Source organism: Pantoea sp. GABEPS69, assembly GCF_045780835.1.
GTDB lineage: Bacteria > Pseudomonadota > Gammaproteobacteria > Enterobacterales > Enterobacteriaceae > Pantoea > Pantoea septica.
Genome location: NZ_CP118618.1, coordinates 2,618,131 through 2,634,634 on the forward strand (window position 1 = coordinate 2,618,131; position 16,504 = coordinate 2,634,634).

The window sequence follows — 16,504 nt, forward strand, 5'->3', positions numbered from 1 at the left end:
AATTCATTAACAACGGCACGTTTTAACCTCGACCTGCGGGCTTGAAATATGCTGTGATCGGTCGCAGTTACTGATTTATACTCCTGCGTCTTTATGACTCTCACACACCGGGCTCTGCGCCGCCGAACAGGATGCTGAAACGCACCATGACAGGACATGCTTCCCCGATACTGACTTCCCTGCTGGATACTGACGCCTACAAGCTTCATATGCAGCAAGCCGTATTCCACCGTTATCATGATGTCACGGTGGCGGCTGAGTTTCGTTGCCGCGGCGACGATCTGCTTGGTCTCTATGCGAACGAGATTCGCGAGGCCATTAACGCCATGCAGACGCTAGCGCTGACCGATGACGAACATACGTATCTCTCCAGCCTGCCCTTCTTCCACGCCGACTACCTTAACTGGCTGCGCGATTTTCGTTATAACCCCGACCAGGTGCAGGTGCGCAATAGCGACGGCCATCTCGCTATCCGCATCACCGGCCCCTGGCGCGAAGTGATTTTATGGGAGGTGCCGCTGCTGGCGCTGATCAGCGAAGTGGTGCATCGCCACCGCTCGCCGCTGGTAAGCGCGCAGCAGGCGGTCGACCATCTGCAGCAGAAGCTGAGCGCCTTCCGCCGCGATGTCGCCGACATCGATATGTCGCGCTTTCGCCTGATGGATTTCGGCACCCGCCGCCGTTTCTCGCAGGAGGTGCAGCAGGCTATCGTCGCCACCCTGAAGCAGGACTTCCCCTGGCTGATCGGCACCAGCAACTACGATCTGGCGCGCCGCCTGGCGCTGACGCCGGTCGGCACGCAGGCGCACGAATGGTTTCAGGCTTTTCAGCAGATTAGCCCGGTGCTGGCCAACAGCCAGCGCGCGGCGCTGCAGGCGTGGCTCGACGAGTATGACGGGCAGTTGGGCATCGCGCTCACCGACTGCATCGCGATGGACGCCTTTCTGCGCGACTTCGGCGTTAACTTCGCCAGCCGCTATCAGGGACTACGTCACGATTCAGGCGATCCCGTCGAGTGGGGCGAAAAGGCGCTGGCCCACTATGAGAAGCTGGGCATCGATCCGCACAGCAAAACCCTGGTCTTTTCCGACAACCTCGACCTGGATAAGGCGCTGGCGCTCTATCGCCACTTCGGCCAGCGCGCTGGCGTGGTGTTTGGCATCGGTACCCGCCTGACCTGCGATATTCCCGGCGTCAGGCCGCTGAATATCGTGATTAAACTGGTGGAGTGCAACGGCAAGCCGGTGGCGAAACTCTCCGACAGTCCGGGCAAAACCATCTGTCAGGATCAGGCCTTCGTCCGCGCGCTGCGCAAAGCCTTCGATTTGCCACTGGTGAAAAAAGCCAGTTAATCCTCGCGTTATCGGGGCGTTGACGCGCCCCGCTTCTGCTGTAATAAATCTGCCGTCCCGCCGGATTTTGCTTGTTTCCTTGCGACTCGCAAGTAACATAGCAACACCCCGGTGTGGGGAGATTTTTCAAACTCACTTCTTCTATATAGAGAGATATTTATGAGCGTAGTGCCTGTAGCGGATGTACTGCACGGTCGCGTCGCGGTTGACAGTGAAGTCACCGTACGTGGTTGGGTGCGTACCCGAAGAGATTCAAAAGCCGGTCTTTCCTTCGTCGCCGTTTATGACGGTTCCTGCTTTAATCCCGTTCAGGCCGTTGTGAATAATTCTCTGAATAATTATCAGGACGAGGTTCTGCACCTGACCACCGGCTGCTCCGTGATCGTGACCGGTACCGTGGTGGCCTCGCCGGGTCAGGGCCAGGCGTTTGAGATCCAGGCGACCCGCGTGGAAGTGACCGGCTGGGTGGACGATCCTGACACCTATCCGATGGCGGCGAAGCGTCACAGCATCGAATATCTGCGCGAAGTGGCGCACCTGCGTCCGCGCACCAACCTGATTGGCGCCGTGGCGCGCGTGCGCCATACCCTGGCGCAGGCGCTGCATCGCTTCTTCCACGAGAACGGCTACTTCTGGGTTTCGACTCCGCTGATCACCGCCTCGGACACCGAAGGCGCCGGCGAAATGTTCCGCGTTTCGACGCTGGATCTGGAAAACCTGCCGCGCACGCCGCAGGGCGCCGTCGACTTCAACGAAGATTTCTTCGGCAAAGAGGCCTTCCTGACCGTTTCCGGCCAGCTGAACGGTGAAACTTACGCCTGCGCTCTGTCGAAAATCTACACCTTCGGCCCGACCTTCCGCGCGGAAAACTCCAACACCAGCCGCCATCTGGCGGAGTTCTGGATGCTGGAGCCGGAAATCGCCTTCGCCACGCTGGATGACGCTGCCGCGCTCGCCGAAGCGATGCTGAAGTATGTATTTAAAGCGGTGCTCGACGAACGCGCCGACGATATGGCGTTCTTTGCCGAACGCGTGGATAAAGAGGCGGTCGATCGTCTGGAGCGCTTTATCTCCACCGACTTCGCACAGGTTGATTACACCGACGCTATTACCATTCTGGAAAAGTGCGGACAGAGCTTCGAAAACCCGGTTTCCTGGGGCATCGATCTCTCTTCCGAGCACGAGCGCTATCTGGCCGAACAGCACTTTAAAGCGCCGGTTGTAGTAAAAAACTATCCGAAAGAGATCAAGGCGTTCTATATGCGCCTTAACGAGGATAATAAAACCGTGGCGGCGATGGACGTGCTGGCCCCGGGCATCGGCGAAATTATCGGCGGTTCGCAGCGTGAAGAGCGTCTCGACGTGCTGGATGCGCGTATGGAAGAGATGGGCCTGAATAAAGAAGATTACTGGTGGTATCGCGATCTGCGTCGCTACGGCACCGTGCCCCATTCAGGCTTCGGTTTAGGCTTTGAACGCTTAATCGCCTATGTCACCGGCGTACAAAATGTAAGGGACGTTATCCCTTTCCCACGCACCCCGCGCAATGCAAATTTCTAAAATTATCTATTAATTATAAGAAATTCATATATATAACTAGGTCGGCACTGCCGGCCTTTTTTTATTTTTGTAAATTTTGAGTTCTCTCACAAAGTTCCCCAATATTTACATTTTGTAATACAAATTTTCTTTTAGAAACCAGATTGGGAGTTTAGTAGCATTTTCAGTGTGGCATATCCTGCTTCGGGATGGAAAGATGCGTGCAGACACAGGAAGACACCAAACTTCTCTCAGGGTTCCGTAACGGTTTCTTGACGGCAGTGGCAGGTGTCCGAATAAACTCCAATGAGGGTAATAAATAATGATGAAGCGCAACATTCTTGCAGTGGTTATCCCTGCTCTGTTAGCTGCCGGCGCAGCAAACGCAGCAGAAATTTATAATAAAGACGGCAACAAGCTGGACCTGTACGGCAAAGCTGTTGGTCTGCACTATTTTTCTGATAATACTGATAACGATGGCGATAAAACTTATGTTCGCTTCGGCTTTAAGGGTGAAACTCAGATCAATGACCAGCTGACCGGTTACGGCCAGTGGGAATACAACGTTCAGGCCAACAACTCTGAAGGTTCTGACGCGCAAGATGGCAACCGTACCCGTCTGGGCTTTGCCGGTCTGAAATTTGGCGATGCGGGTTCAATCGACTACGGTCGTAACTACGGCGTTGTTTACGACGCCATCGGCTGGACCGATATGCTGCCAGAATTCGGCGGCGACTCTGGCTACTCAGACAACTTCATGAACGGTCGTAGCACCGGTCTGCTGACCTACCGCAACAAGAACTTCTTCGGTCTGGTAGATGGCTGGGACTTCGCGGCACAGTATCAGGGTAAAAACGAGCGTGCTGATAACGATCGTCGCGCCAACGGCGACGGCTGGGGCCTGTCAACCTCTTACACCTCCCCAATCGGTCTGGGTATCGTAGGCGCATACAGCAGTAGCGATCGCACTGACAGCCAGGCTGCAGGCGCGAAAACTACCGTTACTCCTCCTGCTGCAGTTGGCGGTAATAGCGTTACTACCACCACTGGCCAGGGCGCTGGCAAGCGTGCTGAGAACTGGGCTACCGCGATCAAATATGATGCGAATAACGTCTACCTGGCAGCGATGTACGGTGAAACCCGTAACTCTACTCCTGTAACAGCAACAGGCACGCTGGCAAACGGCTCAACCTTCACCACTACTGGCTTCGCCAACAAAGCGCAGAACATCGAGCTGGTTGCACAGTATCAGTTCGACTTCGGTCTGCGTCCGTCTATCGCCTACGTGCAGTCTAAAGGCAAAGACATTGAAGGCGTGGGCGATGCTGACCTGATCAAATACATCGACGTGGGCGCAACCTACTACTTCAACAAAAACATGTCAGTTTATGCTGACTACCAGATCAACCAGCTGGATGACAACAACGCGCTGGGTCTGAACACCGACGACACCGTAGCAGTAGGCCTGGTTTACCAGTTCTAAGTTAGCTGTCGCAGAAAAAACGGAGCTTCGGCTCCGTTTTTTTATGCCTGCCATTCACCGTACAGCGACGCCCTTCTTATCTTTGTCCTGCGCCTGCGTACTCTCCGACGCCCGGCGACGATTTTTTGCGTAAACGGTTGGCAATGCGCAGCGCTGACGTTAACCTGAAGGCTCATTTCGTTAAAGTTCACGCTACTGGACACGACTCATGTTTGAATCTATCTCTGCGGCACCCGCCGATCCTATTCTTGGGCTGGCCGATCTGTTTCGCGCTGACGACCGCCCGCACAAAATCAACCTTGGCATCGGCGTTTATAAAGATGAAACCGGTAATACGCCGGTACTCACCAGCGTAAAAAAAGCCGAGCAGTATCTGCTGGAAAACGAAACCACCAAAAACTACCTCAGCATTGATGGCCTGGCCGATTTTGCGCGCTGCACTCAGGAGCTGCTGTTTGGCGCAGAGAATCCGCTGATCGCCGCTGGCCGCGCGCGCACCGCGCAGACCCCTGGCGGCACCGGCGCGCTGCGCGTCGCCGCAGATTTTCTCGCCACGCAGACGACCGTTAAGCGCGTCTGGGTAAGCAACCCCAGCTGGCCGAACCATAAAAACGTCTTTAACGCGGCGGGCCTGGAGGTGTGCGAATACGCCTGGTATGATGCGGAAAACCACCAGCTCGACTTCGACGGCATGCTGGCCGCGCTGCAGGAAGCCAAAGCAGGCGACGTGGTGCTGTTCCACGGCTGCTGCCATAACCCGACCGGCATCGATCCGACGGCGGAACAGTGGAGCCAGCTGGCGCAGCTCTCTCAGGCGAAAGGATGGCTGCCGCTGTTCGACTTCGCCTATCAGGGCTTTGCGCGCGGCCTGAATGAAGATGCGGAAGGACTGCGTATTTTCGCCGCCTCGCATCAGGAGCTATTCGTCGCCAGCTCATACTCCAAGAACTTCGGCTTATACAATGAGCGCGTCGGCGCCATTACCCTGGTCGCGGCCGATGCGGCCACCGCAGCCACCGCCTTCAGCCAGGTGAAGTACACCATTCGCGCCAACTACTCCAACCCGCCGGCGCACGGCGCCGCGGTGGTGGCGACCATACTGAGCAATCAGGCGCTGCGTACCATCTGGGAGCAGGAGCTGACCGATATGCGCCAGCGCATTCAGCGCATGCGTCAGCTGTTCGTGAATACCCTGGCGGAGAAAGGCGCCACGCGCGACTTCAGCTTTATCATTCAGCAGAACGGCATGTTCTCTTTTAGCGGCCTGACCAAAGATCAGGTTATCCGCCTGCGTGACGAGTTTGCCGTCTATGCGGTGAATTCGGGCCGAGTTAACGTGGCGGGCATGACGCCGGATAATATGTCGGCGCTGTGCGAGGCGATCGTCGCGGTGCTGTAAATCTGCACGCTTCCCGCTGAGACGCACGCGGTTGGCGTGCGTCAGGAGAGAAAATGGGCCGCTACGGCCCATTTTTTATTGCAGAAAGGGATTGCTGATACGTTCACGTCCCAGCGTCGAGATGGCGCCGTGGCCGGGCACGAAGGTGATATCGTCGCCCAGCGGCAGCAGCTTCTCTTTAATCGAGGCGATCAAATCCTGATGGCTACCCTGCGGGAAGTCGGTTCGCCCTACGCCACCGTGGAAAATCACATCGCCGGAAATCAGCAGACGGCCTGCGCGATCGAAAAAGACGATATGGCCCGGCGTGTGGCCAGGCGTATGCAGGATCGTCAGCTCGACGTCGCCGACCTGCACGCTGTCGCCCTCCTCCAGCCAGCGATCCGGCGTAAAGGGCGCGCACTCCACCAGACCAAACATCCGGCTCTGGGTCGACAGCGCTTCCAGCCAGAAAGCGTCCAGCCGGTGCGGGCCGACAATCGGCGCCTGATAGTGCGCCGCCAGTTCCGCCGCCGCGCCAACGTGATCGAGATGGCCGTGCGTCAGTAAAATCTGGCGCGGGGTAAGATTGAGCTGCTGGAGCGTGGCGATAATGGTCGCCGCATCACCGCCCGGATCGACCAGGGCGGCGTCGCGCGTCGCCTCACACCAGATAACCGAACAGTTCTGCGCAAAGGCGGTAACAGGAATAATGTGGTAGTTCATAACGCTCCATGACCGGCGCACGCAGCGTTGCCGGCGTCGTTACCAGTGCCGTACCGGCCCGGTATCAATATGAACGAAGTTGCTGCGAGGATAATATCCTACACCACCGGCGCGCATTGTTAAGGCCGCTTTGCGAATGTTATTCAGCGCGATGCCTTCGATATGAAAATCCATCGCCTGACCTTTGGTGTGGTAGCTATGCTTCGCCACGCCCGGACCGCTTTCGCGCAGCATATTGTTGGTCGCCAGCGAGCGATAGCCGGAGATCAGCTGAATCGGCTTACGGGTCTCGAGCAGCGCCTGCAGGCGATAGATATGATCGAAGAGATGGGGATCGATGCTTTTCGTCAGATTGGCGCGATAGTCGCGAAAAAAGTGGTTCAGACGAGCCAGCTCGCTCTTATCGTAACTTTTCCCGTTAAAAAACTCAGTTTTAAGGGTTTCACCGGTGTGAAGATTGCTCAGCGTCAGCACCCGAGGACGTGACGTTGAAAGCGAGGCCATGGCTGCGTTGGGCAGCAGCGCCATGCCGGCCGCAGCCGTTCCGCCAAGAAGCAATTTGCGACGTGTTAAGTTAAAACTGGACATGAAAAACGGTTACCTGAGATTGAAGCCATCGAAATGTGCAAAAACCGCACAAGGCCGCACCATAACCGGCCATCCGGGTCACGTCAACCTGTCGTAGAGAGGTTTGTGCGGCGATCCCGGACGGGATCGCCATTCTGGAATCCTTATCGCAGCGGCGGCGAAAAGGAACAGGGTCGGAAAATCAAGGATTAGAGCAGCAGCTGTCCAGCGCGCGCCAGCGCCTGACTGCCGGAACGGGCAGGATTATCATAATTGTAAATATCTGTGCGGAACTGCGGCTTGCCGTCATCAGCGACCCAAGCGGTCAGATAGTACAGATTCACCGGGATGCGGTGTCGAATCGGCACGTAGCGCGTATCGCCCTGTTTTAACTGGTCGGAAATGCGCGAATCATTCCAGCCGGCATCCTGCAGCAGCAGTCCCGCCAGCTCTGACGCTTTATTGACGCGCACGCAGCCTGAGCTAAGCGCGCGGATATCGCGCTGAAACAGGGCGTGATTGGGCGTGTCGTGCAGGTAGATGGCGTCCGAGCTCGGCATGTTGAACTTATAGCGGCCCAGCGAGTTGGTGTTGCCCGGTGCCTGACGCAGCCGATAGGGGAACGACGAAGCGGAGACCATGCTCCAGTCAATCATGCTGGGATCGATCACCTCCGCGTCCGCGCTCCAGCCGGAGAGCAGCGTATAGCCGTGCTTGTAGAGATAATTCGGATCCTGCTTCACCTTAGGAATGATGTCCTGACGCACCAGCGTCGTCGGCACGTTCCACGGCGGATTAAGCACCACATTATTTAGCGCGCTGCGCATCAGCGGCGTTTTACGATCGGGACGGCCGACAATCACGCGCGACGAGAGGATCTTGTTGCCGTTGTTGTAGTAGGTCAGCGAAAAGTTGGGAATGTTGACCATGATGCCGTTGTGCATGTCGTCCGGCAGCAGGCGCAAACGCTGAATATTCAGCGCCAGCAGCGCGGCGCGCATTTGCGGCGTCACGTTGAGCCATTCGCGGGTGCGCGGACCGACCGCGCCGTCTCCGCCTAATCCCTGCCACTGCTGGAAGCGCTTAACGCCCTCCACCAGCGCGGCGTCATAGACGTTGTCGCTAACCGCGTCAGCGGCGCCATTCTGCACGTTGCCCGCCTGCTGCGGCGTTTGCGCGGCGAGATCGCCGACGCTGGCCGCTGAAGGACTTACCGCCGCGGGCTGACCGCTCTGGCTCGCCGGAACCGGCGCGGTAGGCACCGCATCGTCCGCAGGGCCCGGCGCGACAGGCTGCGCGGAGAGCATGCCGGTGCGCTGTAATATTTCGCGCAGTGCCGGAACGTCGTCGCTCACCTGACCCGGACGCAGCGTTTCGCGGTTTTTCAGCTGCGGCCAGGGACGCGAGTCGGTAAGCATCTGCTTCAGCGCGGCGTGCATCGGCGCATATTGCGGGTGCTGCGGCACCAGCGAGGCGACGAACGCGGCGGAGCCGCCCGCCAGCACTGCGTTTTGCCACTGGTTCACTACCGATACCGGCGGCTGCGCCAGCTTGTAGGGCACGTTGCTGTAGAGCCAGCTTTCGCCCTGCGTCGGCACGCTGGAGACAAACTGCAGATAGCCCAGCATCGCGTCGCTAAGCACTACGTCGCGCGCGAAACCGTTGATGCCGGGATCGGTCAGACGATCGACCCAGCGCGTGAACTGAGGCTGCACGCCTGACATGGCGACTTCCGCCAGCTGCTGCTGGAACTGCTGCACCGCCGCGCGATCCTGCCACATCGGCTGCATATTGTGCGCCGCATAAAGGGTCGCCAGCGTGGCTAAATAGAACGGCGGCTCTTTACCGGCGAACGCCTGACGCAGGCGCTGCTGACTATCGCTGACTGAAATGGTCGCGTGCGTAGTACCGGGTAACGCTGCAATAACCGCCGCATGCGTCAGATGCACCGGCGTTAAGGCCAGCGCAAGCGCCAGCAGTGAAAACAGATAATTGTTGGTTTTATTGGTCAGCAACATCCCTGCCCCCTCATTTGTTTACCACGCAGCGTTTCCTGGATCCGCTGCAACTGGGCTGCTACTCGTCTCCTGAGTATACAAATAAAAAACGGCATTTGCCTCAGGAGACAAATGCCGTCTACAGATTACCCAATGCGGTAATTATTAACCAGTTTAAACCTGCGAGTTTTCCGTTTCCACCCCGGCTGACTCCTCGCTGTCGCGGCGCGTCGTCGGCGCATCGGCAGAGAAGCCGCGCAGACCGACTACATGCACATGTTCAGTGTTATTGAACACTTTACGGACCAGCTTATACGTAGTGCCTTTTTCCGGGCTGATGTTTTCCGGCGCCGCGATCACCAGCTGCATCTCCAGACGCTCGCAAAGTTCAAACAGCGTGGCGATAGAGCGCGCATCCAGACGCGCCGCTTCGTCGAGGAACAGCAAGCGGCAGGGAGAAATGTCCTTGCCGCGCAGGCGGCGCGACTCCTCTTCCCAGCTCTGCACCACCATCACCAGGATCGACATCCCGGTGCCGATCGCCTCGCCGGTCGACAGCGCCCCGCTCTCGGCGCGCAGCCAGCCGTCGGAGCCGCGGTTGACCTCTACTTCCATCTCCAGGTAGTTGCGGTAGTCCAGCAGCTCTTCGCCGATAGTCTGCGGCGTGCGCTGCCCCATATCGATGTGCGGATTGAGGCGCTGATAGAGCTTCGCCAGCGCTTCGGAGAAGGTCAGACGGCTGCTGTTGAAGAGATCCTGATGCTGCTCATGCTCTTCCGACAGCGTATCAAGCAGCGTGGCGTGGGCTTCGCGTACGTTTACGTTAAGCCGCACGCTACGCACCTGGCCGAAGCTCACCATCTGCAGTCCCTGGTTGAGCTGACGGATACGGTTCTGCTCGCGCTGAATGGTTTTGCGAATAATATTCGATACGCTGCGCGAACTGATCGCCAGCGTCTGCTCGCGCGCCGTCAGCTCTTCGGTCAGACGGTTCAGTTCGATCTCCATCTGCTCGATCGCCTCGACCGGATCGTCGGTGCGGATGATATCCTGACGGATACGCTCGCGCAGATGCTGATAGACGGCGATAAAGAACTGGATCTTGCGCTCTGGACGCTTCGGATCTTCCGACAGGCGCAGCACGTCGCGCAGATGCTCGTTATCCGCTACCGCCAGACGCAGCGCGCCCAGCGCCTTATCCGACATCGAACGCAGCTCGTCGCCGCTCAGGTAGGCCAGCTCGCGACGGTGCAGTCGTCGTTCGACGCCGTTCTCTTTTACCAGCCGCAGCACGCTGCACCAGCCCGCTTTGGCGCTCACCACCTGCTCACGAATGCGGTGGTAGTCGCGCTCCAGCACGCGCAGCCGTTTCTGCAGGTTCTCCATTTCCGCTTCGCAGAAGGTGAGCTGCTTTTCCAGCTGATTGCGACGGGCGCGGTTGTGGCTCAGCGCGGCGTAAAGCTCGTCGCGGCGAATGCGCGCGCGCTCTTCCGCGCTGGCGTCGGCATGCACGCCGATATCCTGCATCTCCTGCAGCAGCTCTTTCAGCATGTCGCGCTTGGTGTCGTGCGAACTCTTCAGGGAGGCCAGCACCTGGCTGTACTGCGCCATCTGCGCCCGCTGCTCGCGCAGGCGTTCGCGCGCGCGGCTGCGCTCGCCTTCCGCCTGCTCCAGCTGGCGACGCAGCTTATCGCTGAGATCGTTGTTGCCGTTCAGCATGCCGGCGGAGTCGCCATAGCTAAAGTGGGCGCGGCGCTGCACCACTTCCGTCAGGGCGAAGGCCTGCTGACGCGCGACGCGCTGCTGCTGCTGCGCCTGCTGGTAGTCGGCCTGCAGCTGTTCATGCTGCTCGGGATCGCTCTGCAACACGCCGATCAGCGACTCGAGCTTCGTCAGCTTCGCGCCGTGCTGGTGCAGGAAACGCGCCGCCTCCTGCGCCTCTTCGACCTGCTCGCGAATTTCGTCGCAGCGATCGGCCAGCGTGTCGTCCAGCAGCAGATTGACGCGCGGCAGCAGGCGGTTTAGCTGCGCCACGCCCTCTTTCGCCAGCTCGTACTGCTGACGCTGCTGCTGGTTGTCGCTTTCGTGCTGCGCCAGCGCGCGCTCCAGCTCGCTACGACGGGCGTTGTACTGGCGGAGCTGCGCTTCAGGATCTTCCTCGAAGGCGACCGCCAGATGCGTGCCGATAAAGCGGCTGAACGACTGATGCAGACGCTGCGTTTTCTGCACGTCGAACGAGAGCGTGGCATAGCGTTCTGCCAGCCGATCGCGCTCGATGTGCAGCTGCTCCAGCTGATTCTCGCGCGCGGCGCGGCCAAACAGCGGCACTTTTGGAAAGCGGGAATAGCGCCACTGACGCTCAGCCACCTTCACCACCACCGCGTTCTGCAGCTCTTCCACGGCGAAGACGCTGTCGTCGAACGACTGCGGATCGCCCTCAATCAGGTAGAGATCTTCCGGGCACTCTTCCAGACCGTCGAGCTGCTCGCGCACCAGCGACAGATCCGGCACCACGATAGCATGGCGCGACGGGCCGTAGAGCGCCGAGAAGTAAGGCGCGTCCTCCAGCGTGACGTCGTCGTAAATTTCAGAGAGCAGCACGCCGCCGAAGCGTTCCGCCAGCTGCGTCAGGCGCGCATCTTCCGCGCCGCCAGGCTGGCTGAGGCGTTCAATTTTACGTTCGACGCTGCGTTTACGCGCGGCGATGTCGTCGCGCTCTACCGTGGTTTCGCGCTCGCGCTCCAGCAGCAGCTGCATGTATTCGGTGATCTGCTGGCTGTTTTCCAGCGCCTCGCCGGTCTGCTCGCTGAGCTGCGTCAGGATCTCCTGCGCCGCCAGCCAGTGCGGCGCGCGAGCGGTGAGCGCGGCGATGCGCTCGCGCAGCGACTCCAGCTCCTGGCGCATCACCATACGGCGTTCGCCGGCGTCGGAGACGCTGGCGTTGAGCTGTTCGATCTGCCCTTCCAGCTCGCTATGCAGCCCTTCCAGCGCGTCGGCGTCATAGTGCGCGCCCTGCCGTTTGCAGAACTCCGCCAGCAGGCGCTCCGCCTCATGCTGCTCGCGCAGACGCTGCTCCATCTCATTCAGGCGCAGGCGCAGCGAGGAGAGCTGCTCGGCGTAGTGACGCTGATTGGCGGCGTCGCGCAGCAGCTCGCGGCCGGTTTGCCAGGCCTCCTGACGCGGCACATCGCCGGCGATGCTGGTTACCAGCGCCAGCGCCTGCTCGAACTGGCTGTGCGCCGCTTCCGCTACGCTCAGCTTCTGTTCCAGACGCAGCAGCGTATCCGTCGCTTCCTCTTCGGTCGCCTGGAAACGCGCCTGCCACTCGGCGGCGTTGTCGATGGTGAGATCGGGCAGCTGACACAGCGTCTTTGCGCGCTCCAGCGCCTGCAGCGCCTGCTGATACTGAATCGCCCGCGTCTGCTGAACGTCGAGCGCCTGCTGGAAATCGGCCAGCTGGTTTTTCAGTTCGTCGACCTCCAGCTCCGCCGCTTCGGCGCGCGCCTCGTTCTCTTCCTGCGCTTCGCGCGCTTCCGCCACCACTTCGTTCTGCTCTTCCAGACGATGCGTCAGCTCGTCGAGGTCAGCTTCGTAGCGCTCGATTTTTTCCTGCTGGCGCATTGCGGTCTGCACCAGATTGAGGTGATCGCTGGCGGCCTGATAGTCCGCTTCCAGATCGTTCTCTGCGCCGCCGTGCTCGGCGAGTTCGCGCGCCATCTCGATATGGCGATACTGCTCCGTGGCCAGCTGTTTGCGGCTGGAGAGGAGATCGCGCCGCAGCTGCAGCGCGCCGTCGAGATGAATGCGTCGCTCGTTGGCGTGACGCATATAGTCCGCCGAGACGTAGCTGGTGGCTTCGGAGATCAGATGCTTAAACAGGTCGCGATCGGACTGCGTGACGCGGATCGCCTCCAGCGTCATGCGGTTTTCGCGCAGCGCCGCTTCCATATCCTGAAAGGCTTTGCGCACGCCGCCGTTTTCCGGCAGCAGATAGTCGCGCAGCGAGCGGGTAATGGCGCTGGAGATGCCGCCGTAGAGCGACGCTTCGATCAAACGGTAGAATTTGCTGCGATCGCCGGCGGAGCGCAGGCGGCGCGGCACGATGCCGTGCTCAAACATCATCGCGTGGTAGTCGGTGACCGAGCTGAACTGGCGGAACTGCACCTCTTCCTGCGCTTCGACGCGATCTTTGACCTCGCTCAGCGGCAGCACGCGCGCCTGGCGGCTATTCATAATCTCGGTCAGCATGTCGGTCGGCTGGCTATCCATCGGCAGCCCGTGAATGCTGAACGGTTTGATATCGACCTTTTTATCGCGGCCGGCTACCTGCTGCAAACGCACGCCGGCGATAACGCGCTGGTGACGCGAGTTGATAACGTCGAGCACCGCGTAGCAGACGCCGGCGCGCAGCTTGCCGTGCAGGCCTTTATCGCGCGAGCCGCTGGTGGCGCCCGCTTCGGTGGTGTTGCGGAAGTGCAGCAGCGTCAGATCCGGGATCAGCGCCGTCACGAAGGCGGCCATGGTGGTGGATTTGCCTGCGCCGTTGCCGCCCGACAAGGTGGTGACCAGTTCGTCGAGATCAAAAGTGCGGGCAAAAAAGCCGTTCCAGTTGATCAGGGTAAGCGAACGAAATTTTCCGCGTTCAATCATGCCTGTTCTTCCTCCGCGCTATCACTCGCGTCGCTGTCAATATCATCCTGCTCGCTGGTCGCGCTCACGCTGTCGAGCGCCATGGCTTCGCCGTCACGGATCAGGCGCAGCTGCGCCTCGCGCGGATCGTCGCCGCTGCGCACGTCGGCGCCGAAGCGGAACACCGATTCGGTAATGCGGAATTTGCTGCTGTCGTTGCCCATAAACCACACCATGCCGAGTCGACGCAGTCGGCTCAGCGAGGCGCGCATTTTCTCCTGCAGCCTGGCGCGATCGAGATCGGAGCCGGTAGAGCGCTGGTTCACCAGCTTGAGCAGCTTGTTCTCGTCGGCCAGCGCCAGCAGCTCGTCATACAGCTCCTGCTGGGTGAAGATGCCTTCGTTCGCCAGACGCTCCGGGCTGAGATAGAGATAGCAGAGCAGCTTGCCGACCATCATATCCAGCTCAGAGAGCACCGAGCGCGGGATCAGCGTGGTGGAGCGCGGACGCAGATAGAAAAAGCCCTCTGGCGCGCGAATTAACTCGACGTTGTAGCGGGCGTAAAACTCTTCCAGGAAGCTCTGGTAGTCCATCAGAAAAGCGTGCTGGTCCAGCTCTTCGATGCCGATATGGCGACCGGCGCGCAGCTGGCTGTCGAGCGCGGGGAAAATCGGGTTCGCCAGTGCCTGCGCCAGCTTAAGCGGCATCACTTGTTCAATATTTGTCGATGACATGTGCCTGCACCTTGGCTCCGTAATCATTAATGGCCTGCCACTCCGCGGGCAGACCGGCTAAATCGGCTTCCGCCACGCCGAGGCGCACCGCCTGATCGACGACGATACGCGCCAGATCAAAGTGGCGCGCGCGCGGATACTGGGCAAGATAGTCGCGCATCACCGTGGCGAGATTGAGCGGTTTCTGTTCAGATTTGTAGCTCAGCAGCGCTTCTTCGATCATCGCCGCCAGCTGTTCGCGGATTTCGTTGAACTCTTCATATTCCAGCTCGGCGGGCAGTTCGCCCATCACCTCGTCGTTGCGCAGCGTCAAATCCTCGTCGCGCATATCGAACAGGCGATCGGCGCTGGCGTAGGTCAGCACCCACGGCTGGTCGAAGTAATTTTGCACCGACTGGCGCAAGCGCTGCGCAAAGACGCGGTTCTTGTCCATATCGATGGCGGTTCGAATGAATTTGTGGACGTGGCGGTCGTAGCCGATCCACAGGTCGATCGCCTGCTGGCCCCAGCTGATAATGCGGTCCAGCTTGTTTTGCAGATCGAACACCAGCTTATCGACAAAGCCGAGATCGGGGCTGCTGAGCGTGGCGTCCTGGATGCGCAGCAGGTTGGCCTGCAGCTTGTCGCCCGCCGCCTCCAGCGTATCCTGCAGCTCGCGCAGCGTGCCGGAGGTTTCCGACAGCAGCATTTCGCAGCTGGAGATCGCCGCGCGCCAGTCTTTGTTCAGCAGATCGGCGATATCGTTCTTGACCGCCTGCTGCTGTTCATCCATCAGGCGCTGCGTCATGTCGATGCTGTCGAAGATCTCCGCCACGGAATATTTCAGCGGCGCGAAGACGTTTCGATGCCAGTGGAACTCGTCGCCATCCTCTTCCGCCGCATCGGCGGCGCGCTTCAGCTCGCCCGCCACGATCGACAACTGCATCGACAGGCGCAGCGTCGAGAACTCGCGCTGGCGGATGTAGTAGTCGGTGATGCCGATCGCCAGCGGCGTCAGACGATAAATGGCGTGTCCTTCCGTCATCTCGCTGGTAAAGCGGTTGATCAGGCGCTGGCGCACCATATCGTTGATGGCGTTGTTGGCGCGCACCACCACGGTTTCATGGGTTTGCTCAAAAGCTTTGCTGACGTGCTGAAAAGCGTCGATCAGCTCGCCCTCACTCATTTCGCCATCCATTCGCTCGCCGTTCAGGGTGGCGATGGCCAGCAGAAAAGCCAGACGATCGACCGGCAGCGCAAGGGAAAAGTCATTCTTGCGCGCCCAGCTGACCAGCTCGGGTACCGTCTGGGAAAATTCACTCATAGTTCGTCCTTCTGCCCTGGTTTACGCGCGGTCACGTGGATGTAGCGTCCCAGGCTTAAAAAGGGTTCCTGGCGACAGTAGCGTCGCTCCATCTCAAGAATGCTCGCGTCGCCTCCGCCGTCCGCCGGCGGGGCTTTCATATAGTCGCTGAAGACGCGCACGCCCGTGCGCTGCTCGATCTCGAAGCCGCACGCGGCGAGCCAGCGGTAGACATCTTCCGGGTCGCGCGGGTAGTCCGGCGACAGGGAGCGCTTCTTCTGCTTCGCCATATTGACGCGCAGATAGCCGAAGTTCCCCAGCGTCAGGTTGCGAAACACCAGGCTGTGGCGGTTAAAAAACATTAGCGACATCACGCCGCCGGGCCGCAGCGCGTCAAACAGCGCCTGCAGCGCTTTTTCAGGCTCGGCGACCCACTCAAGCACAGCGTGAAACAATACCAGATCCACCGGCGTATCCAAATGCTCGCCCACCTGCTGCACGGCGATTTGTCTGAATTGCATGTTGTGGCTCACCTGCTGCGCCTCGGCATGCTGCTGCGCCCGGCGCAGCATCTCCGCCGAGAGATCGCACAGCAGGATCTGGTGGCCGCGCTGCGCCAGCCCGCTGGAGATTTGCCCCAGCCCGCCGCCGGCATCCAGCACGCGCAGCGGCGCCGCGCCGAGCGTCGGCAGAATCGCCTCAAGCTCGTCCCAGAGGATCGCCTGACGCACGATCCCCTTGGTGGTGCCGTAAATATTTTGCGAAAATTTTTCCGCGAGATCGTCGAAGTTACGATCCTGCATGGCGTGGGCTCCGG

General features: G+C 59.7%; 11 protein-coding genes. 4 read left to right on the plus strand and 7 right to left on the minus strand.

Annotation, left to right across the window (positions count from 1 at the left end):
- The first annotated feature begins 146 nt into the window (after positions 1-146).
- From pncB to PVE98_RS12905, 4 genes are all read left to right on the plus strand, one after another.
- Positions 147-1,352: a nicotinate phosphoribosyltransferase gene (pncB, locus tag PVE98_RS12890; protein ID WP_096073887.1), complete on the plus strand. Its 1,206-nt coding sequence runs from the start codon at positions 147-149 to the stop codon at positions 1,350-1,352.
- A gap of 159 nt (positions 1,353-1,511) precedes the next feature.
- Positions 1,512-2,912 carry an asparagine--tRNA ligase gene (gene asnS / locus PVE98_RS12895; RefSeq protein ID WP_033751232.1) on the plus strand — a complete coding sequence of 467 codons (1,401 nt, stop codon included), beginning with the start codon at positions 1,512-1,514 and terminating at the stop codon, positions 2,910-2,912.
- Between the two features lie 301 nt (positions 2,913-3,213).
- Positions 3,214-4,374 carry a porin OmpF gene (gene ompF, locus PVE98_RS12900; protein WP_096072893.1) on the plus strand — a complete coding sequence of 387 codons (1,161 nt, stop codon included), beginning with the start codon at positions 3,214-3,216 and terminating at the stop codon, positions 4,372-4,374.
- Positions 4,375-4,582: 208 nt separating this feature from the next.
- Complete coding sequence (locus PVE98_RS12905; RefSeq protein WP_096072892.1) at positions 4,583-5,773, plus strand: amino acid aminotransferase; 1,191 nt, start codon at positions 4,583-4,585, stop codon at positions 5,771-5,773.
- 75 nt (positions 5,774-5,848) lie between these two features.
- Here PVE98_RS12905 and PVE98_RS12910 read toward each other — a convergent pair whose 3' ends face one another.
- From PVE98_RS12910 to cmoM, 7 genes are all read right to left on the minus strand, one after another.
- Positions 5,849-6,478: an MBL fold metallo-hydrolase gene (locus PVE98_RS12910; RefSeq protein ID WP_096072891.1), complete on the minus strand. Its 630-nt coding sequence runs from the start codon at positions 6,476-6,478 to the stop codon at positions 5,849-5,851.
- Positions 6,479-6,517: 39 nt separating this feature from the next.
- On the minus strand, positions 6,518-7,066 hold the full coding sequence (locus PVE98_RS12915; RefSeq protein WP_096072890.1) for a YcbK family protein: 549 nt from the start codon (positions 7,064-7,066) through the stop codon (positions 6,518-6,520).
- 188 nt (positions 7,067-7,254) lie between these two features.
- The gene (gene ldtD / locus PVE98_RS12920) at positions 7,255-9,063 is read right to left on the minus strand and encodes a L,D-transpeptidase (RefSeq protein ID WP_096072889.1); all 1,809 of its coding nucleotides are present in this window, start codon (positions 9,061-9,063) and stop codon (positions 7,255-7,257) included.
- A gap of 153 nt (positions 9,064-9,216) precedes the next feature.
- Positions 9,217-13,692 carry a chromosome partition protein MukB gene (gene mukB / locus PVE98_RS12925; protein WP_313619288.1) on the minus strand — a complete coding sequence of 1,492 codons (4,476 nt, stop codon included), beginning with the start codon at positions 13,690-13,692 and terminating at the stop codon, positions 9,217-9,219.
- A complete protein-coding gene (mukE, locus tag PVE98_RS12930) occupies positions 13,689-14,405 on the minus strand; it encodes a chromosome partition protein MukE (protein WP_033751251.1) in 717 nt (238 codons plus the stop codon). Before mukE ends, mukB begins: the two co-directional genes overlap by 4 nt.
- A complete protein-coding gene (gene mukF / locus PVE98_RS12935) occupies positions 14,386-15,708 on the minus strand; it encodes a chromosome partition protein MukF (RefSeq protein ID WP_096072887.1) in 1,323 nt (440 codons plus the stop codon). The genes mukE and mukF overlap by 20 nt, the downstream gene beginning before the upstream one ends.
- A complete protein-coding gene (gene cmoM, locus PVE98_RS12940; protein ID WP_033751258.1) occupies positions 15,705-16,490 on the minus strand; it encodes a tRNA uridine 5-oxyacetic acid(34) methyltransferase CmoM in 786 nt (261 codons plus the stop codon). Before cmoM ends, mukF begins: the two co-directional genes overlap by 4 nt.
- Positions 16,491-16,504: the final 14 nt, after the last annotated feature.

Excerpts from the sequence above, each read along its gene's own strand:
- pncB (WP_096073887.1), top strand. The coding sequence starts at position 147 with ATGACAGGACATGCTTCCCCGATACTGACTTCCCTGCTGGATACTGAC.
- asnS (WP_033751232.1), top strand. The coding sequence starts at position 1,512 with ATGAGCGTAGTGCCTGTAGCGGATGTACTGCACGGTCGCGTCGCGGTT.
- ompF (WP_096072893.1), top strand. The coding sequence starts at position 3,214 with ATGATGAAGCGCAACATTCTTGCAGTGGTTATCCCTGCTCTGTTAGCT.
- PVE98_RS12905 (WP_096072892.1), top strand. The coding sequence starts at position 4,583 with ATGTTTGAATCTATCTCTGCGGCACCCGCCGATCCTATTCTTGGGCTG.
- PVE98_RS12910 (WP_096072891.1), bottom strand. The coding sequence starts at position 6,478 with ATGAACTACCACATTATTCCTGTTACCGCCTTTGCGCAGAACTGTTCG.
- PVE98_RS12915 (WP_096072890.1), bottom strand. The coding sequence starts at position 7,066 with ATGTCCAGTTTTAACTTAACACGTCGCAAATTGCTTCTTGGCGGAACG.
- ldtD (WP_096072889.1), bottom strand. The coding sequence starts at position 9,063 with ATGTTGCTGACCAATAAAACCAACAATTATCTGTTTTCACTGCTGGCG.
- mukB (WP_313619288.1), bottom strand. The coding sequence starts at position 13,692 with ATGATTGAACGCGGAAAATTTCGTTCGCTTACCCTGATCAACTGGAAC.
- mukE (WP_033751251.1), bottom strand. The coding sequence starts at position 14,405 with ATGTCATCGACAAATATTGAACAAGTGATGCCGCTTAAGCTGGCGCAG.
- mukF (WP_096072887.1), bottom strand. The coding sequence starts at position 15,708 with ATGAGTGAATTTTCCCAGACGGTACCCGAGCTGGTCAGCTGGGCGCGC.
- cmoM (WP_033751258.1), bottom strand. The coding sequence starts at position 16,490 with ATGCAGGATCGTAACTTCGACGATCTCGCGGAAAAATTTTCGCAAAAT.